The sequence below is a fragment of the Roseibium sp. TrichSKD4 genome (assembly GCF_000148725.1).
In the GTDB taxonomy this organism is placed as follows: domain Bacteria; phylum Pseudomonadota; class Alphaproteobacteria; order Rhizobiales; family Stappiaceae; genus Roseibium.
In genome coordinates, this window is record NZ_GL476304.1 from 118203 (window position 1) to 138841 (window position 20639).

Annotated in this window: 20 protein-coding genes; 14 read left to right on the plus strand and 6 right to left on the minus strand. The window is 53.9% G+C overall.

Features of this window, described 5'->3' with window-relative positions; genetic code table 11:
- The first annotated feature begins 48 nt into the window (after window positions 1-48).
- Genes TRICHSKD4_RS03450 through TRICHSKD4_RS27895 form a run of 4 tightly spaced genes read left to right on the plus strand, consistent with a single transcriptional unit; the run spans window position 49 to window position 2699 of the window.
- Entirely contained in the window at window positions 49-780 is a 732-nt protein-coding gene (locus TRICHSKD4_RS03450; protein WP_009466022.1) for an ABC transporter ATP-binding protein, read from the plus strand.
- Window positions 777-1571: an ABC transporter permease gene (locus TRICHSKD4_RS03455; protein WP_009466023.1), complete on the plus strand. Its 795-nt coding sequence runs from the start codon at window positions 777-779 to the stop codon at window positions 1569-1571. The genes TRICHSKD4_RS03450 and TRICHSKD4_RS03455 overlap by 4 nt, the downstream gene beginning before the upstream one ends.
- Before the next feature lie 45 nt (window positions 1572-1616).
- The gene (locus TRICHSKD4_RS03460) at window positions 1617-2171 is read left to right on the plus strand and encodes a tetratricopeptide repeat protein (protein ID WP_009466024.1); all 555 of its coding nucleotides are present in this window, start codon (window positions 1617-1619) and stop codon (window positions 2169-2171) included.
- A 9-nt stretch (window positions 2172-2180) separates the two neighbouring features.
- Complete coding sequence (locus TRICHSKD4_RS27895) at window positions 2181-2699, plus strand: bifunctional 2-polyprenyl-6-hydroxyphenol methylase/3-demethylubiquinol 3-O-methyltransferase UbiG (protein WP_009466025.1); 519 nt, start codon at window positions 2181-2183, stop codon at window positions 2697-2699.
- A gap of 7 nt (window positions 2700-2706) precedes the next feature.
- Here the strand turns inward: TRICHSKD4_RS27895 and TRICHSKD4_RS03470 are convergent, their stop codons facing one another.
- The 3 genes from TRICHSKD4_RS03470 to TRICHSKD4_RS03480 are packed head-to-tail and all read right to left on the minus strand — an operon-like array spanning window position 2707 to window position 5007.
- Window positions 2707-3294: an ABC transporter ATP-binding protein gene (locus tag TRICHSKD4_RS03470; RefSeq protein WP_009466026.1), complete on the minus strand. Its 588-nt coding sequence runs from the start codon at window positions 3292-3294 to the stop codon at window positions 2707-2709.
- The gene (locus TRICHSKD4_RS03475) at window positions 3291-4052 is read right to left on the minus strand and encodes an ABC transporter permease (protein WP_009466027.1); all 762 of its coding nucleotides are present in this window, start codon (window positions 4050-4052) and stop codon (window positions 3291-3293) included. The genes TRICHSKD4_RS03470 and TRICHSKD4_RS03475 overlap by 4 nt, the downstream gene beginning before the upstream one ends.
- Complete coding sequence (locus TRICHSKD4_RS03480; RefSeq protein WP_009466028.1) at window positions 4033-5007, minus strand: ABC transporter substrate-binding protein; 975 nt, start codon at window positions 5005-5007, stop codon at window positions 4033-4035. Before TRICHSKD4_RS03480 ends, TRICHSKD4_RS03475 begins: the two co-directional genes overlap by 20 nt.
- 92 nt (window positions 5008-5099) lie before the next feature.
- Between TRICHSKD4_RS03480 and TRICHSKD4_RS03485 the strand changes: the two genes are divergently transcribed.
- Window positions 5100-5699, plus strand: a complete 600-nt coding sequence (locus TRICHSKD4_RS03485) for a rhodanese-like domain-containing protein (protein WP_208992986.1) — start codon at window positions 5100-5102, stop codon at window positions 5697-5699.
- A gap of 163 nt (window positions 5700-5862) precedes the next feature.
- The gene (locus TRICHSKD4_RS03490; RefSeq protein ID WP_009466030.1) at window positions 5863-6138 is read left to right on the plus strand and encodes a quinoprotein ethanol dehydrogenase; all 276 of its coding nucleotides are present in this window, start codon (window positions 5863-5865) and stop codon (window positions 6136-6138) included.
- A gap of 17 nt (window positions 6139-6155) precedes the next feature.
- On the opposite strand, the gene TRICHSKD4_RS03495 is transcribed toward TRICHSKD4_RS03490, so the two are convergent.
- Window positions 6156-7505, minus strand: a complete 1350-nt coding sequence (locus TRICHSKD4_RS03495; protein WP_009465529.1) for an IS5 family transposase — start codon at window positions 7503-7505, stop codon at window positions 6156-6158.
- 6 nt (window positions 7506-7511) lie between these two features.
- Between TRICHSKD4_RS03495 and TRICHSKD4_RS03500 the strand changes: the two genes are divergently transcribed.
- Window positions 7512-9116: a PQQ-dependent methanol/ethanol family dehydrogenase gene (locus TRICHSKD4_RS03500; RefSeq protein ID WP_009466031.1), complete on the plus strand. Its 1605-nt coding sequence runs from the start codon at window positions 7512-7514 to the stop codon at window positions 9114-9116.
- 114 nt (window positions 9117-9230) lie between these two features.
- Window positions 9231-9941 (plus strand): response regulator transcription factor, encoded by a 711-nt coding sequence (locus tag TRICHSKD4_RS03505; protein WP_009466032.1) that lies wholly within the window; start codon window positions 9231-9233, stop codon window positions 9939-9941.
- On the opposite strand, the gene TRICHSKD4_RS03510 is transcribed toward TRICHSKD4_RS03505, so the two are convergent.
- Both TRICHSKD4_RS03510 and TRICHSKD4_RS03515 read right to left on the minus strand, forming a co-directional pair.
- Window positions 9934-11295: a hybrid sensor histidine kinase/response regulator gene (locus TRICHSKD4_RS03510; RefSeq protein ID WP_009466033.1), complete on the minus strand. Its 1362-nt coding sequence runs from the start codon at window positions 11293-11295 to the stop codon at window positions 9934-9936. The genes TRICHSKD4_RS03505 and TRICHSKD4_RS03510 overlap by 8 nt on opposite strands.
- Window positions 11282-12490 carry an FIST N-terminal domain-containing protein gene (locus tag TRICHSKD4_RS03515; protein ID WP_009466034.1) on the minus strand — a complete coding sequence of 403 codons (1209 nt, stop codon included), beginning with the start codon at window positions 12488-12490 and terminating at the stop codon, window positions 11282-11284. Before TRICHSKD4_RS03515 ends, TRICHSKD4_RS03510 begins: the two co-directional genes overlap by 14 nt.
- Window positions 12491-12691: 201 nt before the next feature.
- On the opposite strand from TRICHSKD4_RS03515, the gene TRICHSKD4_RS03520 reads away from it, so the two are divergent.
- From TRICHSKD4_RS03520 to TRICHSKD4_RS03545, 6 genes are all read left to right on the plus strand, one after another.
- Window positions 12692-13372, plus strand: a complete 681-nt coding sequence (locus tag TRICHSKD4_RS03520; RefSeq protein WP_009466035.1) for a carbon monoxide dehydrogenase subunit G — start codon at window positions 12692-12694, stop codon at window positions 13370-13372.
- Between the two features lie 91 nt (window positions 13373-13463).
- Window positions 13464-13955 (plus strand): (2Fe-2S)-binding protein, encoded by a 492-nt coding sequence (locus TRICHSKD4_RS03525; RefSeq protein WP_040616135.1) that lies wholly within the window; start codon window positions 13464-13466, stop codon window positions 13953-13955.
- 136 nt (window positions 13956-14091) lie between these two features.
- A complete protein-coding gene (locus TRICHSKD4_RS03530; protein ID WP_009466037.1) occupies window positions 14092-16455 on the plus strand; it encodes a xanthine dehydrogenase family protein molybdopterin-binding subunit in 2364 nt (787 codons plus the stop codon).
- A 102-nt stretch (window positions 16456-16557) separates the two neighbouring features.
- The gene (locus TRICHSKD4_RS03535; RefSeq protein WP_009466038.1) at window positions 16558-17358 is read left to right on the plus strand and encodes a xanthine dehydrogenase family protein subunit M; all 801 of its coding nucleotides are present in this window, start codon (window positions 16558-16560) and stop codon (window positions 17356-17358) included.
- A 188-nt stretch (window positions 17359-17546) separates the two neighbouring features.
- Window positions 17547-19295, plus strand: coding sequence for a type I secretion system permease/ATPase (locus TRICHSKD4_RS03540; RefSeq protein WP_009466039.1), 1749 nt, complete (start codon window positions 17547-17549; stop codon window positions 19293-19295).
- Window positions 19292-20635: an HlyD family type I secretion periplasmic adaptor subunit gene (locus TRICHSKD4_RS03545; RefSeq protein WP_208992987.1), complete on the plus strand. Its 1344-nt coding sequence runs from the start codon at window positions 19292-19294 to the stop codon at window positions 20633-20635. Before TRICHSKD4_RS03540 ends, TRICHSKD4_RS03545 begins: the two co-directional genes overlap by 4 nt.
- Window positions 20636-20639: the final 4 nt, after the last annotated feature.

Genomic DNA, 20639 nt, shown 5'->3' on the forward strand with positions numbered 1-20639 from the left:
GGGCAAGTGTCGGGATAGGATACGGAAAAAGAGGAGGGGGCGCGCAGCGTGAATGCTGGTATCAAGGTCTCACATATCGTTCATGGCTACGGCAAAAAGACTGCTTTGAACGATGTCAGTTTCGAGGTTGAAAGCGGGGCTTTTTGCGCTTTGCTTGGGCCGAACGGGGCTGGCAAATCTACCTTGTTCGCATTGCTGACGCGTCTCTTTATTCCACAATCTGGTGACGTGGACATTGCGGGCATCCAGCTTAAAAACAATCCTCGGCAAGCGCTTGCAAAGTTGGGTGTCGTGTTCCAACAGCCAACTTTTGACATGGACCTGACAGTCCGGCGAAATCTGAAGTATTTTGCCGCGCTTCACGGGATTTCCGGGCGCGATGCCAACAAGAGAATTGACGCCGCCCTTGAGCGTCTCGGAATGGCAGAGCGTGCGGGTGAAAAAGCCAAGGCGCTCAACGGCGGGCATCGCCGGCGGATGGAAATCGCTCGATCCTTGCTGCACGAGCCATCTGTGCTCTTGCTTGATGAACCAACGGTCGGACTTGACGCGGCAACTCGAAAGTCCATCACCGATCATGTGCATGATCTGGTGCAGGATACCGGCCTCACCGTTTTATGGGCGACGCACCTCGTCGACGAAATCAGGTCAGAAGATCGGTTGGTGGTCCTGCATCGCGGTGAAATAGTTGCAGATGGAATTGCAGGAAAAATCGCAGGCGATCAAACGTTAGGCGATAGATTTCTTGCATTGACCTCAAGCAGTGAGGCAGCTGCATGAGTGGCGCATTGATTTGTCTTCTTGCGGTAATCCAGCGCGAAGCTTTGCGCTTTGTGTCCCACCGCAGCCGATTTCTGGCGGCTCTCGTGCGCCCGCTTGTCTGGCTCATCGTTTTTGCTGCAGGGTTGCGGGCTGCGCTCGGCCTGTCGATCATGCCGCCTTACCAAACGTACATCACGTATGAAGTTTATATCGTGCCCGGCTTATGTGGCATGGTGCAGCTGTTTTCAGGCATGCAGTCTTCTCTCAGTCTTGTCTATGACCGGGAGATGGGATCGATGCGTTTGATGCTCACCAGTCCCATGCCGCGTTGGTGGTTGTTGTTCTCCAAACTGGTCGCAAGCACGCTGATTTCCATCATTCAAGTCTATGCGTTTTTGGCAATTGCCGGACTTGTCGTTGGCATCGATTTTCCGTGGGAAGGGTACTTGCTGGCCTTTCCAGCGCTGCTCATCAGCGGGTTGATGCTGGGCGCTTTGGGTCTTCTCTTGTCTTCCACCATCAAGGAGCTTGAGAACTTTGCTGGCGTCATGAATTTCGTGATCTTTCCAATGTTCTTCATGTCCACCGCGCTTTACCCGCTTTGGAAAATGGCGGAAGCGTCTGTCCTGCTGCGTGATATTTGTGCCTTCAATCCGTTTTCGCATGCTGTTGAACTCATTCGTTTCGCTCTTTACGGCCAACTTAATTTTGAAGCTCTGGGTTGGGTAAACTTAGCGTTTCTGGTCTTTTTAGCTGGCAGTTTGTGGGGCTATGACCCCGCACGTGGTATGATCCGCAAGAAGGCATGATCGGAACAAATTTAAGAAAGTGTCGGGCCTGAGGAGGTGCTGGGAATGACACACGCAGTAAAACTTGCAGGATCCATCCTGCTGTTGCTGTCTGGTATGAGCAGCGCGTCGGCGGAAGACATCGATCCTGGTGGCACCTTGAACCCCGACGAAATGACCTTGAACAAATCCCTTCAGCGTGCGCTGGAAGGGGATGTTGATATGGTTGTCTGTGCCCAAGGGTATCTGATGACCAAAAAGGGCAGCCATGAAGACGCCCGCAAGCTGTTCAAGACCTGCGGAGAAAAGGGCTGGACCGGGACAATGACCTGGATGGCCTTTATGGACCAAAACGGTCTGGGTGATGCGGAAAATCCGGAACAGGCTGCCGAGTGGGACCGGAAGGCGGCTGAGGCGGGAGACTCGATTGGTGAGTTCAACTACGGCCTTGATCTCTTGCGCGGATATGGCGTTGCGCAGGATGAGGCTTTAGGAAAATCCTTCATTGATCGCTCTGCGGAACAGGGACTGGACGTTGCCCGCGACCTAAAGGACAGCGACTATGATTGGCGCTCTGTGACACCCGATGCCGACGAGTGGAAGTTCCAGCGGATTTATTAGGAGCATTGTATGCTATTTGATTACGATGCCTTCTACGCAGAAACCCCAGAAGGGCTAGGAAAACCTACACAGGATTTTGTTGAATTTTTCGAGGGTTTGGAGGGACCGCCTAAACAGGTTCTTGATCTTGGGTATGGGCAAGGGCGTGATGCGATCTTTATCGCGCGGCTAGGTCACAAAGTGACGGGTATCGATACCTCGTCAAATGGAATTTCGCAATTGCTTGCAACAGCCAGACAAGAGGCCCTGCCTATTTCCGGACACGTGGCGGACCTAGAAGGTTACGGGCCAATTGGTAGCTACGATATCTTGCTGGTTGATCGCACCCTTCACATGCTACCAAAAGAACGGCGCGGGCCTGTTTTGACAAAATTCTTGAATGCTCTGGCCATGAACGGTCACCTCCTTATTGCAGACGAACCGAAAAACCTTACTGTCTTCAAGAGCCTGCTGATCGAACCCCAGCGCAACTGGCATATTATGAATGAACGGCGAGGCTTTCTTTTCGCGCAATCTGGAGCGCTGTAAGGCCAATTTATGCGAGAGTAGCTGGAGAGCCCCTGAGATGCTGGATGCGCGTTGCGAGCATGCTTGCTTCCTCTTGTGAGTGAGTAACGAACAAGCTGGCAATCTTCCGTTTGTTCAAGAGCTTCTGGGTGAGTTCCATCATTTCTTCGATCCGTTCTGCATCGAGCGAAACAAACGGCTCGTCCATTATTAGGAAGTCCGGGTCGGTCACAAAAGCACGCGCCAGTGATAGTCTTCGGCGTTGGCCGAGGGACAATTGCAGCGGATAAAGCGCCTCTTTTCCTGCAAGACCGACTTCACTCAGGGCATTGCGGGCTTTGTCCGTTGAAATCCCGGTGACAAGCGTGAGGTTCTGTAAAACAGTTCGCCAATTCAGGAGAGTGGGTTCCTGAAACACCATGGCTATGCGGTTGGGCTTTGTCAGGTGGCCGGCGAAATCGGAATCAAGCCCGGACATGATGCGCAGGAGTGTTGTTTTGCCAATGCCCGAAGGGCCAAGCAGCGCAACGCATTCTCCCGCACTGACAGACAATTTGATCTCGCCCAGAATCTGCACTGAACCAAAGGACTTGGACTTGAGATCAACGGAAATCATCCGCGCCTCCAGCGGTTGGCACGCACTTCCCAAGGCTGCAGAATCACAAGTTCGATCAACAGCATGACCATCACAAAGGCGAGCGAATAGGCCAGCACCATCGGCACATCGAACAGTTGAAAATAAAGGTGGATTTGAAAACCAATCCCATTGGAGCGTCCGAGGAACTCAACCACCAGAACAATCTTCCAGATCAAGGCGGTGCCGGTTCGGGCACTCGCGGCGATCTGTGGCGACAATTGCGGCAGGAGAACATGGCGGGCGCGTGCCCCCAATGGCATGCGGTAAATCTGGGCCATGTCATCCAGTTCAGGATCAAGCGCCCGTGCGCCTTCACGGATCATGGTTGTAACCATCGGGATCTTGTTGATGGCAACCGCGAGGACCGCTGCAACTTCAGTCAAACCTATCCAGAGATAACAAAGGACAATGGTGACAAGGGCAGGTAGGTTCAGGAAAATAACAAGCCAGGGATCAAGCCATCGGTCAACTTTTTTGGCCCGACCCATAACAAGTCCGAAAACCAACCCATACGACATCGCAAGCGTAAAAGCGGCCAAAACGCGCAAGAGTGTTGCGCCCATATGCTGAAACAACGGGCCGTTGACTGCTTCGCTCGCTATCAATCCGGCAACGACAATCGGGCCGGGCAAAACTTGGGTATCATCTATAAGAAACGCCAAACCAGCCCATCCCAAGAGCAGCAAAGCAAGTGAAATGAGCCGGACTGAAGTGTCTTTAGCTTTGAGGCGCGACAAACAGGCCCTCCGGAAGGGTGGTTACGGAGCCGAGCAGCTTTTCACTGCCAAGCCGGGCCATCAGTTCCAGCATTTTGGCTGCCTGCTCTTCATTGACGGGACCTTCAGAAGGAATGCCTGCGATAAATCCATCCTTCAGTGCCTGAAACTGATTGTCGGATTTGGCCCGCATAAGCGGACGCACACGCTCGAATGCAGCAGGGTCACTCTTCAAAAGACCCTTCGCCGAGCGGGACGCGCGCATGAGACCCTGCACCAGTTCCGGATTATTCTCTGCAAGCTCTCCGTGGATCACATAGCCAAGAAGCGGTGTTTCAGGATCCAGCCCAAGCGCATTGGCAGCATCTGATACAGAAATCAGTTCGCGCATTCCTGCTGATTTCATCTTCGCAAGGAAATGCCAAAAATTGATTGCTCCAGCGGTTTCTCCTGACAGCCCGCCCTTAAAGATCAGCGGCGGGGCGCCAAAGACCTGCTCGGTTTCTGCGGCCAGATCCATGCCATATTCTTGTTCGGCATAGGCGCGCAGGATCAGCCAGCTTTTATCAACCGGGCCTCCGGCAATACCGATTTTTTGCCCCTTCAGGTCTTGCAGTGTTTCCGCATTGCTTGTTTTCGGGACAACAAGGCCACCCACGGCCTTGGAATAAGGAATAAAGCGGTAGTCCTTGCCTTCAGCCCGTTGGCGCACAACCCAGAGCCAGTCAGCGACCACAATATCTGCTTCACCGCCCTGAAATGCGATTCTTGTGGCTGGGTTGCCAGCCATCCCCGTTACTTCAAGCTGGAAGCCATTTTCGGTATCGAGACCATAATGCTTGATCGTATCAAGCTCCCAGTTCACGGTTCCGATCTTCAAAACGGCGGCCTTGAGGACCGGCTGGTCTGCCTGAACCAATCCGGCTGACAACGCGAGCCCTATAGCGGCAAGCGCGAGTTTCCGTAACGCAAGCATGATTTCCTCCCAATTATATTTGAATTTAGATTAGCAGTGGCTCAGGTAACGTGAAGTAAGACTTTCGGTCGGGTTTCGGGGAGTATTGAGAATTGATTTGGTTGAACCGAGTTTTGTCTGTGGTGGTCTTGTTTAGCCTTTGGGGGGCGCATGAACCTGCGCTGGCAGAATCCTACCGTTCTGTTCAGGAGCGAAGACCGGATCTTTTTCATCCTGAAACCGGTTTTCGCATATCAAGGCATCGGGCACCGACACCGGAAGATATTCCAGGCAATGTTGTTCCGGTGTCCACGGAAAGGGCGGCCAATCTCATCGGGAAAGGGGCGTTGCCGATTGATGTGTCTGGTGCGCTGATCTCCAGGTATGACGAGCTTGAAGGAACATGGTTGGTGCAAGGTCCGCGAGACAGTTTGCCGGGTGCCGTTTGGTTGCCGGAAGTGGGGCGCGGCGTTTTGGATGAAGAGATGGATCGCTACCTTGCATCCAATGTCACTCAATTAACAAACGGAAACAAAGATCATCCGGTTCTGGTCTTTTGCATGGCCGACTGCTGGATGAGCTGGAACGCGGCCCAGCGCATAGAATCTCTCGGATATACAACTGTTTATTGGTTTCCTGAAGGTGTTGACGGCTGGCGTGATTCCAAGCGAGAATTTGAAAAGGTTTTGCCCGTCTCGCTAGTAGTTGAATAAAGAAAAACCGTAAAAGGCCGAGTTTTATTATCCAGTATGCACTTTGGTGCAATTCTCACTCATCCACCTTTCTCCTATTCTTCCGCAGCGGAATACGTCTGCATGTGTTGAGGTGCCCGGAGGAGAGGCGCCTGTTTGTGCACATAACCTGGGAGGATGCAGGATGAAGAAATATTTGGCTGTCGCCGCAGTCGGACTGTTGGCGACAACGGGCGCGCAAGCAGCCGGGGTGACCGAAGAGGACCTCGCCAACGACGCGGCCACAACGGGCGATGTGCTGACAAATGGCATGGGTCGCCATCAGCAACGTTACTCCCCATTGAAAATCATCAACAAAGACAACGTGAAAAATGTTGTCCCGGCTTGGGCCTTTTCATTTGGTGGTGAAAAACAGCGTGGTCAGGAAAGCCAGCCTCTTATCCATGATGGCATTATGTAGTCCGCCCTGAACAACGTCTAAGCCATTGATGTTGCGCGTGGCCGAAGCAATACGCAAATATTCGATTTGACCGGTTTGGGGATGGGGTTTGTGATCCAGAGCAGCAAAATGATCAGTGCATTGAGGATCAGACGCAGGTTATGACCGGCTGCGGCCAGCAGGGCGTTGATGGCATCGCCATTTTTGCCATTGAGGAAGTTCCGGTCAAGTCGTCCATCTGTTTTCATGTGGCCGATGGTGGCCTCGATCGCTGATCGTCGTTTCAGCTCACGCTTCATCTGTGCCGTCAGCCCGCGCTTCTGGCCGGAGATCATGACCTTGGCGTCGCCCTCATAATCATGCCCCCGATAGCCACGGTCCACATAGACACGCTCAGCTTTGGTGCCGCAGACTTTCTCAGCCTGACTGATGGTGTCATTCAAGGTGTGCCCATCATAGGGATTGCCCTCAAAAGCCCTCGCCGCAAGAACCAATCCTTCCCGATTGGTCGTGGCAATGCCAACCTTGGCCCCGAACTCGTAAGGTGTTCGCGCCTTGCCCTTGGCAATACAGGCCACTTCCGGCGCATGCATGGAATAAATCTTGTTTTTGTCCTTGGGGGTCTGGGCCAGAAGCCGCTCCACCAGTCCCAGCAGACGGGAGAACCGGTGCTCAAGACCTTCGTTGCCTGCGATCTTGCGGGAGATGTCGCGATAGACCCGGCCCAGATAGGTCTTCAGCTTTTTGAGTTCCCGGCGCATCCGCTTGAACTGTTTGGCATGGGCATAACGGCCCGCCATCAAGGCCGCCTTTTTGGCAACTCTGGTATGGCTGCGACGCAAGATGATGCCGGCCCTCTTGGCCTGGCGCACCAGAAGCTGCAAGGCCTTGTGATAAAGACGGCTATCGGTGGGATGGGCAATGGCTTTGGGTTGAACGGTCGTATCAACCAAGACCCGCTCAAGGCTGCTCTTCTTGATCGTCCCGCTCTCAATCGCAACACCTACCGTAGCAGAAAGAAGCTTTTCCATTCCCTCAGGACCAATCCGTTTGCGCCAGCGGGTCATGGTTGAGGGATCAATGGGGAATTGGTGCTGGAAAAACTCAAAACCGCAGAAAGACTGCCAGTAGGGGTTTTCAACCCAACGCTCAACCGTCTCTTCATCGGAAAGATCGTACATGTGCTTGAGAAAGTGCAGCCCGGCCATCAGACGCGTTGGTTTGGCCGGTCGTCCCAAGGGGCGATAATGCCTGCCGAACTCCGCATCAAATTCATCCCAAGGCATCAGACCAGACAGCCGCACCAACGAATGGTTCATATCGATGATTGCGGCCAGGCGTTCCTTGAACAGATCGCCACACCGTTTGTTGCGTTTTGAAGGTCTCATGAGAATATGCCAGAAAATGCGTGCTTCGGATCAACTAACCGGCATATTCACACATCCAAAACCCAATGGGTATCCATACTCTTCAATCAGTTAAGGGGTTTTTCAGCGCGAACTATGTATGTCACAGGCTCGTACTCACGTATGTATGCCATTGACGTGCGGACCGGAGAGGAAATCTGGCAGTATGATGCCCGTTTGCCGGAAGGCATTCTGCCGTGCTGTGATGTGATCAACCGTGGTGCAGCAATTTACGGAGATAAAGTCTACTTCGGTACGCTGGACGCCAGAATCGTCGCACTCGATGCAAAAACAGGCGATGTAGTTTGGCGCAAGAAGATCGCGGACTATAAAGCGGGATACTCCTATACAGCTGCTCCGGTCATCGTGAATGGCCTCGTGGTAACAGGCAATTCCGGCGGCGAATTCGGGATTGTCGGTGAGGTTCAGGCCCGCGATGCCGAAACCGGTGAACTCGTCTGGACCCGCCCTGTAATTGAAGGTCACATGGGCACGCTGAACGGCGAAGAAAGTACCATGACCGGGACGCTGAATGCGACCTGGCCGGGTGACCTTTGGAAAACAGGTGGCGGTGCGACTTGGCTCGGCGGCACATACGACAAGGACACAGACACGCTTGTCTTTGGTGCAGGTAACCCGGCACCGTGGAACAGCTGGTTGCGTGCAGCCGGCAATCCGGAAGGTACAGAAGGCGACAACCTTTACGCCGCATCTCGGATTGGCATCGATCCGTCGAACGGTGAAATCAAGTGGCATTACCAGACCACACCTCGCGAAGGGTGGGACTTTGACGGTGTGAACGAGGTCGTTCCCTTCGTCGATGCCGATGGTAACAAGCGCTATGCAACAGCAGACCGCAACGGCTTCTTCTACGTGCTTAACCGTGAAGACGGTAATTTCGTCAATGCTTGGCCATTCGTAAGCGATATCTCATGGGCCGAGGGCATTGACGAAAATGGCCGCCCGATCTTCATCGAAGAAAACCGCCCAGGCGACCCAAGCAAGGCTGTTGAAGGCAAGAAAGGTGAAGTTGTCTTCGCAATTCCGTCCTTTCTTGGCGGCAAGAACTGGATGCCAATGGCGCACAGCCCGGACACGGGTCTGTTCTACGTGCCTTCCAATGAGTGGGGGATGGACATCTGGAATGAGCCGGTCACCTACAAAAAGGGTGCTGCATATCTCGGTTCGGGTTTCACCATCAAGCCGATCTTTGAAGACCACATTGGATCTTTGAAAGCTATCGATCCGAACACGGGTGAAGTTAAGTGGGAGTACAAAAACAACGCTCCGCTTTGGGCTGGTGTGATGACGACTGCTGGCGGGCTGGTCTTTACCGGGACACCAGAGGGTCACCTGAAAGCGTTCGACGCTGATACGGGTGAAGAACTCTGGAAGTTCCTGACTGGGTCCGGCATTGTTGGCCAACCAATCACCTGGGAAATGGATGGGGAGCAGTATATTGCTGTTGCATCCGGCTGGGGCGGTGCGGTTCCGCTGTGGGGCGGCGAAGTTGCCAAGAAGGTCAACTACCTGAATCAGGGTGGTTCAATCTGGGTCTTCAAACTGCCAAAGCAGCTGGCCTCGGCCAACTGATCGCAACAAAATGCCACCGGCCAACATTTCGGCCGGTGGTTTCCCTCGGCAGGACTTTTGATTGAGGGGTTGGTTCCGCCGGAGAGCTCAATCTATACTTGAAGGCTAAAGTCCATGTTCGCTGAGACCACCGTGATGGCTAAGTTCCTGATTATAGACGATCATCCGCTGTTTCGTGAGGCGTTGCACAGCGCTGTAGAACTGGCTTATCCCGACTCGAACACTCAAGACGCTGCATCACTGGATGAGGCCTGCGGGTATCTCGCCAAAGACAGTGGTTATGATCTGGCGCTTTTGGACCTTTCAATTCCCGGTGTTCGGGGCATGGAGGGCCTTTTGCATTTGAGAACACACTTTCCGCGGCTGCCTGTTGTGGTTGTTTCAGGCAATGACGATCCGCGCATTGTCTCTCAGGTCTTGGCCTATGGCGCGGCTGGATTTGTGCCCAAGTCTTCAAAAAAAGCGGCTCTTGCAGATGCAATTCAGCATGTCATGAGCGGGGCAGTCTATGTTCCCGAAGATATGGATGATGCCCAAACTGCCTTGGATGACAAGACGCAGGAAATGATCCAGCGGGTCGCGAGTCTGACACCTCAGCAGATGAAAGTGTTGAAGATGATTTGTGACGGCCTTCTCAACAAACAGATTGCGTTTGAACTGAGTGTTGGAGAAACCACCGTGAAGGCCCATGTGTCGGAAATTCTGCGCAAACTCAATGTGTTCAGCCGGACGCAGGCCGTCATTGAAATCAGCAAATTGGAAGCCCTTGGGGCTATCGAACCGGTGTTAGGTGAGGCGCCGGATGACGCGCCCAAGGCTAACTAGTTTTGTTTTGAATCAGGTGGTTCATCAAGGCCCGCAGCTGTGCTGGCTTGACCGGTTTCGGCATATACTCAACGCCTAGCTCGTCGACGCGAGCCTGAACACGCTTGGACGTATCTGCCGTTGCCAAAATGGCTGGAACAGGCCTTGGCAAATAGTTTCTCAGATCGGCAAGTGTTTCCGTTCCCAAATCACCATCGTCCAGATGGTGGTCTGCAATAATCAGGTCTGGGCACCAGTTTGTATCTGAAAGCGCCTGTAAAGCGGTTTGCTTGCTCGGTGCAATTCGGGCATCCACTTCCCAGTTCCCCATAAGCAAGGCCATCGCATCAATCACAGCCGGATCGTTTTCGATCACAAGCACCTTTTTCCCCGAGAGAGATCCATCCCTCAGCATAGGCGTTGGTCGGCGTTTGGTTTGGCGTTGAGTGGGGCTGGGGGCAAATTCTGCGATTGGTACCTGAATGCGAAAGGCGCTGCCTCGTCCTGGAACCGAGGTGAGCGAAAGGGTGTGATCGAGAGTGTCAACAAGGCGGCGGACAATCGAAAGCCCCAAGCCCAAGGCGCATTCCTGAGTGCTAGCGGTCGCTTTCCCGTGGCTGCCCCGGTGAAACTCTTCGAAGATGGTTTCGAGCTGGTCCTCAGGAATGCCGCATCCGGTATCTACCACTTCTAGGGCGAGGTCTTTTCCAACCTTTCGCGTTCCAATCAACACTCCGCCTTCATCAGTGTAGCGAATGGCATTGGAGATGAGGTTCTGCAGCGCGCGCCGGAGCATGGACCGGTCAGTGTAAATGTAGCTGTCCGAGATGGCAGTCCGCAGTTTGAGGCCCTTGCGTTCGGCAATTGGACGCAGATCAGACAACACGCTTTCAATCAACTGCGCCAAAGACACAGAGGCAAAGTTGGGTTTGGTCACGCCCGCATCCAGCCGCGAAATATCCAGCAAGGTGCGCAGCAACTCATTCATGGTGTCGAGTGAGCGTTCAACTTGCTCGACCATGGAACGGGCTGCATCGCTTTCCTGAAGGTCGTAAAGCGACGAAATGGTGAGCTGAGCCGCATTCAAGGGCTGGAGAATGTCGTGGCTCGCAGCGGCAAGAAAGCGGGTTTTGGATTGGTTGGCGCGCTCGGATATTTCTTTTTGCCGTGCCAACTCGCTGTTTGCTTCTTCAAGCGAATGCAGCGTGGTGGTCAGCTCATCGGTTCTGCGCCGAACCTGTCCTTCAAGCGATATAGCCGTTTGGAACAGGGAGAAGGCATTGCGTTGCTGGTCAATGGCAAGCTCCACCCGATTGACCAAGGCATCATTGATCCGTTTCAGGCGATCAACATCGTCAACTTCAGCCAGACTCATGAGGCCCTCCGGCGTCGTCTGCAACTCCAAACGCAATGCCAGTGAAGGTCTGGTTCAGGTGCATGGAGTGATACTGTTCGCCATAGGTGTTGAAACCAATGACGTTGTTTTCCCTGTAAAGGCTCTGAATGCGTTGGGTGGCCTGCCTGTTTTGCGCGTCAATGCGCCGAAGCACGCAATCGAAGCCGAGAATGAAATCAATGTCGCCAAGATCATTGCGAACGGTGTCAAAGGCAGCACGTGTCGTGGCGGTCATTCCTTCCGGCTCCGCCACAGTAAGAACGATGCCGTCATCAATGGCGCAGAAGAAAGACAGAGAGCCGTCGGCGTTCACTTTTTGCACGGAGCGGCAGTAATATTCCCCTCCAACCCGCACCACCAGTGGATGGGACGCGAAGCTCATGGGTGACAATTCGCCGGGCGGCATGCCGATCACACGGGCATATTCGCTCGCCGCTTCAGCGGCATTGAACTCATAGATGATCCGCTTCTCAGGATCTGATCGCGTGACGACAAGCTTTCGGTCCGTTGGCACGAAATTGTCGGTTTTAAAAATGCGGAACGGAACGCTGGTCCGCCCCATAATCACGATTGCACAGTCGCTGCTGATATCCCCATTGAGAATCAATGAGGTTTCAGAAAACCGCATATCGTCTCCAGCAGATCCACCGAGCAACGGTACATCATCAAGAGCCCAGTGAAGCGCGGCTGTCACCGTCTCCTCGGCCACTGATAGCCCGTCGATCAAACTAATCGCGAAGACATTTGAAGTGGGGGACACGCGATTGTCCTCGTCAATGTCGTCTTCAGCGAGAAAACGCTTCTTCTCTTCGGTTACCCGGCTCACAATTCGGTCAAAACCGATATTCTTCAGGTCCTGAATCCGAACCGCCGAGAAAGAGAAATCACCTTTCGGAAAGAGAATCGCAATAAGGCCACCAAAGGTTACTTCAGCGCCGCCGATTTCACCTGCGGTGGAGCACGCTGCATAGTTCAACGACGGTGCGGCATTGGCCATCCCATCGCGAATGTTTTGTGGAGTAAAATGGGTTTGAGAGAAAAAAACGAGAGCATAGCCATATCGATCGGACGCATAAGCAGCCGATAAATCGGTCCAGAATTTTGCATCGTCCAGCCGGTCGGTGGCCAAGGAAAGCACACCGCACCCAAACCGCATGCCGCCAATAGGCTGCATTTTTTCCTCCCAAAACGCAGGCCGCTGCTTATGTCGCAGTTTGCCGCGCCTCTCTAATTTTGTAACCTGAGGCCGAAAAAAATGCAAAGATGGACATCCCGTCCAAAAGTACAGTGTACAGAGTGGCAGTGCTGTTCTTACCTGTTATGCAAATGAAATAAGCGTGCCGCATGAATTGGGCTCGCAGAGGAGGGTTTTGATATGGACATGGAGGGCACCTACCGGATCCCGGCTCCACGGGAAAAGGTCTGGGACGCGCTGAATGACCCCGAGGTATTGAAAGCGTGCATTCCCGGGTGTGAATCTCTTGAGATGACCAGCCCGACGGAAATGACTGCTGCTGTCACGTCGAAGATTGGACCGGTCAAGGCCAAGTTCAAAGGCGCTGTGACACTGGAAAACATCAACGCGCCGGAAAGCTACACAATCGTCGGTGAGGGCAAAGGCGGTGTCGCCGGTTTTGCCAAGGGGTCTGCAGATGTCTCGCTCGCAGAAGAGGGCGCTGAGACGGTTTTGACCTATACGGCCAAGGCGCAGGTCGGCGGAAAACTGGCCCAGCTGGGCAGCCGTTTGATAGATTCCACCGCCAAGAAAATGGCCGACGAGTTTTTTGGAAAGTTCTCTGAAACGGTGGGAGGAGCATCTGCAGGCGAAGATCTTGATGCGGGCGTTGCAGAAGAGGCCAAGCGCATCGCAATTGAGGACGCACCGGAAGCAGCAGCAAGCGCTTTGCAGTCTGCAGAACATGCTGCTGAAGAAGCCGTTCACAAGGTGGAGGAACAAGTCGAACAAGCTGCAGAACGTGGCGCTTTGGGCGGACCGATGGTTTGGGGGCTGATCGCTCTCGGCGCAATCATCGTTATTTTGGCTGTTATGAGTTGAAGAGTTTGAAAATTCTACAATTCTAAGCGTAACATAAATGTAGGCATACAAGGCAGAGTTGGAACTGCCAGACCTTGGGAGAGGAGGATTTATGTCTCAAGTATCTATGGTCGTGAATGGCAAGCGTGTCAGCGGTGCGGTGGAAGATCGCACGCTGCTTGTTTCCTTTATTCGGGAGCAACAGGGCCTGACCGGCACACACGTTGGCTGCGACACATCCCAATGCGGCGCGTGCGTCGTTCATGTGGACGGCAAAGCTGTAAAATCCTGCACCGTGTTGGCTGTTCAAGCTGATGGCAGCGAAGTGACGACCCTCGAAGGTGTCGCAAATGGTGGAGAGTTGCACCCGGTTCAGGCCGCGTTCCGTGAACATCACGGTTTGCAATGTGGTTTCTGCACCCCGGGCATGATCATGTCCGCATTGGATATGATCAACCGTCATGGCGCGGGCAATCTGGACGAAGCAACCATTCGCCACGAGCTAGAAGGCAACATCTGCCGCTGCACCGGCTACCAGAATATTGTGAAGGCCATCAAGGCCGCCTCCGATCAAATGGCAGGCATGGCGCAAGCCGCCGAATAACGGCTTTCGCGCGCTGAGTGCCGACTTTTCGGCGTCTGTGCGCAATATCCGAACATGAGCGGGACAGGGCAGAGGAGGCCGGTCCCAGAGACGTCCGACCTCGGGCGTCAGATCCGAAGTTTTGGGAGAGAGACATATGGGCGTTGATGGAATTGGCGCGCGCGTCGTTCGTAAAGAAGACAAGCGCTTCATCACCGGCAAGGGCCGTTACACGGACGATATGACCGCAAAAGGCATGGGTTATGCAGCCTTTGTACGGTCCCCTCATGCGCATGCACGAGTTAAGTCAATTGACAGCAGTGCTGCGCTCGATATGCCGGGCGTGGATGCTGTGCTGACCGGCGAACAGCTGGTTGGCGATGGCGTTGGCAACCTGATCTGCGGTTGGATGATCCATTCAAAGGATGGCTCTCCGATGAATATGGGTGCCTGGCGCGCGCTCGAGCCGGAAATCGTCCGCCATGTCGGCCAAGCTGTTGCTGTTGTCATCGCAGACACACAAGCTCAGGCACGTGATGCTGCAGACGCGGTCATGGTTGATTACGAAGAGCTCGATGCGATTGTTGATCCGATCGCAGCCATGGAGGCTGGCGCTCCTCAGCTTCACCCGGAAGCTCCGAACAACCTGATCTACGACTGGGAAATCGGAGACGAAGCAGCCACTAACGCAGCTTTTGAAAATGCGGCACATGTCACCCGCATGGACATTGAAAACAACCGCCTTGTGCCAAACCCGATGGAACCGAGAGCTGCACTCGCCATCTATGATTCAGCGGAAGAGCACCACACACTTTACACCACATCGCAAAACCCGCATGTGGCGCGTCTGGTTCTATCTGCGTTTTACTCAATCGCGCCAGAGCATAAGCTGCGTGTGATTGCCCCGGATGTTGGCGGCGGTTTTGGCTCCAAAATCTACATCTATCCGGAAGAAATGGTCTGCTTGTGGGCGTCCAAAAAAGTAGATCGTCCTGTTAAATGGGTATCTGACCGGACCGAAGCCTTCTTGACCGATGCGCATGGCCGTGACCACCGTTCAGTTGCTGAAATGGCAATGGATGCGGACAACAACATCATTGGTCTGCGCGTCAAAACAGTGGCCAACCTCGGCGCTTACATGTCGCTGTTCTCGTCGTCCGTGCCGACATATTTGTATGCGACACTGTTGTCGGGCCAGTACAATATTCCGGCCATCCATGCGAACGTGAAGGCTGTCTACACCAACACAGTTCCCGTCGATGCTTATCGCGGGGCAGGGCGTCCGGAAGCGACCTATCTTCTGGAACGCATGATGGAAACGGCGGCGCGCGAAGTGGGCATGGCACCAGCGGACTTCCGCCGTAAAAACTTCGTCACCCAGTTCCCGCACCAGACCCCGGTGATCATGTGCTACGACGCAGGTGATTACAGCGCCACGCTTGATGCAGCCATGAATGCCATTGATTACAGTGGTTTCGTCGCTCGTAAAGCAGAGGCCGCTTCTCGCGGCAAGCTGCGCGGTATTGGCATGTCCTGCTACATTGAGGCCTGCGGCATTGCACCTTCTGCTGCTGTTGGTTCGTTGGGAGCAGGCGTCGGTCTATGGGAATCTGCTGAAGTTCGTGTCAATCCGGTTGGGACCATTGAAGTTCTGACAGGGTCTCACAGCCATGGTCAGGGCCATGAGACGACTTTTGCCCAGCTGATCACCGAGCGCTTCGGTATCGGCAATGATCAGGTTTCTATCGTTCATGGTGATACCGACAAGGTCCAATTCGGAATGGGGACTTACGGTTCTCGTTCCGGTGCGGTTGGCATGTCCGCTATCGTCAAGGCGCTCGACAAGGTCGAAGCCAAGGCCAAGAAAATCGCGGCCCATTTGATGGAAGCCTCCGAAGGAGACATCACCATCGAAGGCGGCGAACTGAAAGTTGCAGGGACAGACAAGAAGTTGACCTTCACCGAAGTCGCTCTTGCCGCCTACACGGCCCACAACCTGCCTGAAGGCATGGAACCGGGTCTGAAGGAAGGCGCCTTCTACGATCCAACAAACTTCACGTTCCCGGCAGGAACATATATCTGTGAAGTTGAAATTGATCCGGAAACCGGCAAGACCGAAATCATCAACTTTGTCGCCGCCGACGATTTCGGCAAGGTGATCAACCCGATGATCGTGGAAGGTCAGGTTCATGGCGGTCTGACCCAGGGCATAGGTCAGGCGCTTCTGGAAAATGCAGCCTATGATGAAACGGGTCAGCTTTTGACGGCCTCTTACATGGACTACTGCATGCCACGCGCGGACGACCTGCCGTCTGAGTTCAAGCTGTCGACCCACGAGACCCTGTGTCCGGGCAACCCACTTGGCATGAAGGGCTGTGGTGAAGCGGGCGCTATCGGTTCTCCACCGGCGGTGATCAATGCGATCACAGATGCGATCAACTCAAATGACCTGTCCATGCCTGCAACACCCGAAAAGGTCTGGCAGCTCTGCCAAAGCAGCATGAAACAGGCCGCTGAATAACCGGCTGGTGTCTGGCCGGTCTCCGGCCAGGCATCCTTATCTACAAGGTGACAACCGACCCTGACTGCATTCTTTGGTCAGGACCAACGGGAGAGAAACAAAATGTATGAGACATCCTATCACAGAGCCGGTTCTGTGGCCGACGCAGTGGCGCTGATGGGAAAGGCCGAGGACGGCAAGTTCCTGTCTGGCGGCCAAACCCTTTTGCCGACCATGAAGCAACGCTTGGCTGCTCCAAGTGATCTGGTCGATCTGGCCAAGATCGCCGAAATGAAGGGCATTTGCGAAGAGGGCGGTGCCATTGCAATTGGTGCTGCAACCACGCATGCCGAAGTGGCATCTTCTGATTTGGTGAAACAGAAAATCCCGGGTCTGGCCTCATTGGCTGGCGGCATCGGTGATCCTGCTGTGCGCCACATGGGGACAATGGGCGGATCGATTTCCAACAATGATCCGGCAGCGGATTACCCGTCGGCGCTTGTTGCCCTTAATGCGACAGTCACCACCAGTAAGCGCACTCTGTCTGCAGAAGAGTTCTTCACCGGCCTGTTTGAAACAGCACTCGATGAAGATGAGGTGGTTGTTTCGGTGTCCTTCCCGGTTGCCGAAAAATCTGCCTACGCCAAATACCCAAATCCGGCATCGCGTTATGCAATGGCGGGTGTGTTTGTGGCCAAACAGTCAGACGGCTCTGTTCGTGTGGCAGTCACGGGCGCTGGTCAAGAAGGCGTATTCCGGGCGACCGACATGGAAGCAGCGCTGAGCGGTAACTTCTCCACTGATGCTGTGGCGGGCATTTCAGTTGGTGCAGACAACCTCTTGTCAGATATCCACGGCTCCAGCGCGTATCGCGCAAACCTGGTGACAGTCATGGCAAAACGCGCCGTTCAGGCCGCCGGATAAGCTATCGAATCCGAACAAATATGGAAAAGGGCTGCCCACGGGCGGCCCTTTTTGTTATTGAAATTACACAACAACACGTTGCATTTTTGATTGACTGAAGCATCTATTCGGAAAGTCATGGTTTTTTACCCAATTCAAATTGGATGGGTTTAGGGTCAGGACCCATTAATTTGGATGGAATGGTAGGGATGACCGCGAAAACTCATACAGGTCACAAAACTGAAGCGTCCGGCAAGGACAACCCCGTCTCTGAAGCCTTTCGTCCAATTCGGTCGACCTTTTGGGCTGTCGGTGTGTTCAGTTTCCTGATCAACATCCTCATGTTGACCGGCCCAATTTTCATGCTTCAGGTCTATGATCGAGTGTTGGCAAGTGGGTCGGTTCCAACGCTTGTTGTTATCGGTGGCCTGGCAATCGTTCTCTACGCATTTTACGGATTGTTGGAGGGACTGCGAGGTCGAATTCTCTCGCGGATCGGACAGCGCGTTGATGCGCGTTTGTCGCCGCTTGTCTATCGGTTATCCATGTTGCTGCCGACGCGATTGGGACGGCATGCGGCAAAAATTAGGCCGGTTCAGGATCTCGATGCGGTTCGCCAGTTCTTATCCGGTCCCGGTCCCGCCGCGATTTTTGACCTCCCTTGGCTCCCACTCTATCTCGGCATTGTCTTTCTGTTTCATCCGATCCTCGGGTTTGTCGGCTTGGGCGGAGCGGTGATTATCTGCATCCTGATTGCTCTGAATGAGGTTATGTCACGTGCGCCGGTTCAAAAGGCCAATCAGCAGGCTGGGCGGCGCATGGGATACGTGGAAACCGGTCAGCGTAACTCTGAAGTTATCTCGGCTATGGGCATGGATGTTGCCCTTACAGAAAAATGGGATAACCAAAATACCGACTATCTCGACACGCAAAGACATGCAGCGGATCGATCCGGTTTCTTCGGTACCACGATCAAAACGATCCGGTTTGTCTTGCAGTCCGCAATACTCGGTGTCGGCGCATGGCTGGCTATCCTGGGTGAAATTACACCGGGCGTCATGATTGCGTCTTCAATTATGACATCGCGTGCTTTGGCACCCATTGAACAGGCCGTCGCTCAATGGCGCGGCTTCGTCGCTTGTCGTCAAGCACTCGCTCGTCTGCGCCAATTGCTTGGTCAAGCTGGAGATATATTCAGTTCAGATACCTTTGAACTGCCTCTTCCGTCAAAAGAGATTTCTGTCGAGCAGTTGAGCTGTGGACCGCTTGGAGAACACGCACCTTTCGTCAATAACATCAACTTCAAACTGGAGGCCGGAGACGGACTCGGTGTAATCGGTCCGTCCGGCTCAGGAAAATCTACTTTGGCCCGTGCCCTTGTTGGTATTTCCCCAAGTCTGCGGGGCGCTGTTCGTTATGATGGTGCAGAAATCTCTCAATACACGAGCCAACGCCGCGGTCAGTTTGTCGGGTATCTGCCACAAGATTTGCAGCTGTTTGATGGAACCATTGCAGACAACATCGCTCGGTTTCGAGAAGACAAATCAACCGAAGCGATTATTGAGGCAGCTGAACTCGCTGATGTTCACAAGCTCATCGTGACGCTGCCAGAGGGCTATAACACGGTCATAGGGTCTGCGGGACGTTCGCTTTCTGCCGGACAACGCCAGCGGATCGCTCTTGCCCGAGCTCTATATGGAGATCCATTTCTTATCGTTCTGGATGAACCGAATTCCAATTTGGATGCAGAAGGTGAAGCTTCTTTGACAGCAGCCATCAAGGAGATGCGCGACAAGGGGGCAATTGTGGTTGTCATCGCCCATCGTCCGAGTGCGATTGCGACGGTCGATAAGATCCTTTGCCTGAGCGAAGGCAATATGGCGGCATTTGGACCCAAAGACGAAGCACTCAAACAAGTGGTGAAACCGGTTCCGCGCAAAATGGGAGGCATTGTATGAGTGAAATATCTCCCCAATCCGGTTCGGTTAAAGCCAACGCAGGGTCCTCCATGGATTCTGCCAGTGACGCGGGGTTGAAGAAGAGCGTCCGCTCGCATATCGTAACCGCGTCACTGTTGGCGTTGATCGTGGCTGGCGGCATTGGTGGATGGGCTGCAAATGCCGAAATTTCAGGAGCTGTGGTCTCATCCGGAACTGTGGTTGTTGAGAGCAACACCAAACAGGTCCAGCATCAGGAAGGCGGGATCGTCAAGGAAATCCGGGTCCAAAATGGCGATACGGTGAAAGCAGGCGATTTGCTTATCCGGCTGGATGACACGGTGACACGAGCCAATCTTTCCGTCATCACCAAACAGCTCAGGGAACTAAGCGCACAAGAAGTACGTTTGGTGGCCGAACGTGACGGGCTTGACCGGATAGACTTTGGCGCAGATGTAGATGTAGGGCCCATCGAGCAGGGGCAGGTTGCGCTCATGGAAGCGCGCCGGGAAAGCGTCGTTGGTCGGAAAAACCAGATAGAAGAGCAAATTCGCCAATTCGACAAACAGATAGAAGGTCTAACAGCACAGCTTAAGGCGAAGGATGTTGAGATCAAGCTGCTGGACGAGGAGCTTTCCGACCTGTCTGACCTACTGGCCAAAAACCTTGTTTCCAAAAGCCGGGTTACAGGTTTGCGTCGTGAACGGGCGCGGCTGCAGGGTGAGTATGGCGAGTTTCTCTCTCAAATTGCGCGGTCTGAACAGGCGATCAGCGAACGTCGTGTTCAAATCCTGCAAATCGAAGACAGCTATCGCGCAGAGGTGCTGGAACAACTGCAACAGGTCCGGTCCGAGATTGCTCGGTTGCAGGAGCAGCGGATCGGTGCTGAGGACCAGCTAACCCGCGTTGATATTCGTGCGCCGCAAACAGGATATGTGCACCAATTGGCCGTTCACACCATCGACGGCGTGATTGCGCCCGGCGAAACCGTGATGGTGATCGTGCCGCAAGAAGATCAGCTCCTGATCGAGACGCAGGTGCGCCCGGTCGATATTGACCAGTTGGGCACCGGCCAACAAGCAACGGTCCGTTTTCCGAGTTTTGATCAGCGGACCACACCAGAGTTGAAAGCCTCGCTATTGACCGTCTCTGCCGACCTGATCATGGATGAAAGAACCGGTACTGGTTACTACACTGCGCGGCTGCTTATTCCAGAAGAAGAACTGGCGAAACTGGGTGGTAAAGCACTTATACCGGGCATGCCGGTCGAAGCATTCATGAAAACGCAGGACCGCACGGTCTTAAGTTATCTCGTTAAACCTGTGACGGATCAAATCGCGCATGCCATGCGGGAGCGTTGAAGCG

Bases quoted from the DNA above. Each gene is read 5' to 3' on its own strand.
- TRICHSKD4_RS03455 (WP_009466023.1), top strand. From the start codon at position 777: ATGAGTGGCGCATTGATTTGTCTTCTTGCGGTAATCCAGCGCGAAGCT.
- TRICHSKD4_RS03460 (WP_009466024.1), top strand. From the start codon at position 1,617: ATGACACACGCAGTAAAACTTGCAGGATCCATCCTGCTGTTGCTGTCT.
- TRICHSKD4_RS27895 (WP_009466025.1), top strand. From the start codon at position 2,181: ATGCTATTTGATTACGATGCCTTCTACGCAGAAACCCCAGAAGGGCTA.
- TRICHSKD4_RS03470 (WP_009466026.1), bottom strand. From the start codon at position 3,294: ATGATTTCCGTTGATCTCAAGTCCAAGTCCTTTGGTTCAGTGCAGATT.
- TRICHSKD4_RS03480 (WP_009466028.1), bottom strand. From the start codon at position 5,007: ATGCTTGCGTTACGGAAACTCGCGCTTGCCGCTATAGGGCTCGCGTTG.
- TRICHSKD4_RS03490 (WP_009466030.1), top strand. From the start codon at position 5,863: ATGAAGAAATATTTGGCTGTCGCCGCAGTCGGACTGTTGGCGACAACG.
- TRICHSKD4_RS03495 (WP_009465529.1), bottom strand. From the start codon at position 7,505: ATGAGACCTTCAAAACGCAACAAACGGTGTGGCGATCTGTTCAAGGAA.
- TRICHSKD4_RS03500 (WP_009466031.1), top strand. From the start codon at position 7,512: ATGCCAGAAAATGCGTGCTTCGGATCAACTAACCGGCATATTCACACA.
- TRICHSKD4_RS03505 (WP_009466032.1), top strand. From the start codon at position 9,231: ATGTTCGCTGAGACCACCGTGATGGCTAAGTTCCTGATTATAGACGAT.
- TRICHSKD4_RS03510 (WP_009466033.1), bottom strand. From the start codon at position 11,295: ATGAGTCTGGCTGAAGTTGACGATGTTGATCGCCTGAAACGGATCAAT.
- TRICHSKD4_RS03515 (WP_009466034.1), bottom strand. From the start codon at position 12,490: ATGCAGCCTATTGGCGGCATGCGGTTTGGGTGCGGTGTGCTTTCCTTG.
- TRICHSKD4_RS03520 (WP_009466035.1), top strand. From the start codon at position 12,692: ATGGACATGGAGGGCACCTACCGGATCCCGGCTCCACGGGAAAAGGTC.
- TRICHSKD4_RS03525 (WP_040616135.1), top strand. From the start codon at position 13,464: ATGTCTCAAGTATCTATGGTCGTGAATGGCAAGCGTGTCAGCGGTGCG.
- TRICHSKD4_RS03530 (WP_009466037.1), top strand. From the start codon at position 14,092: ATGGGCGTTGATGGAATTGGCGCGCGCGTCGTTCGTAAAGAAGACAAG.
- TRICHSKD4_RS03535 (WP_009466038.1), top strand. From the start codon at position 16,558: ATGTATGAGACATCCTATCACAGAGCCGGTTCTGTGGCCGACGCAGTG.
- TRICHSKD4_RS03540 (WP_009466039.1), top strand. From the start codon at position 17,547: ATGACCGCGAAAACTCATACAGGTCACAAAACTGAAGCGTCCGGCAAG.
- TRICHSKD4_RS03545 (WP_208992987.1), top strand. From the start codon at position 19,292: ATGAGTGAAATATCTCCCCAATCCGGTTCGGTTAAAGCCAACGCAGGG.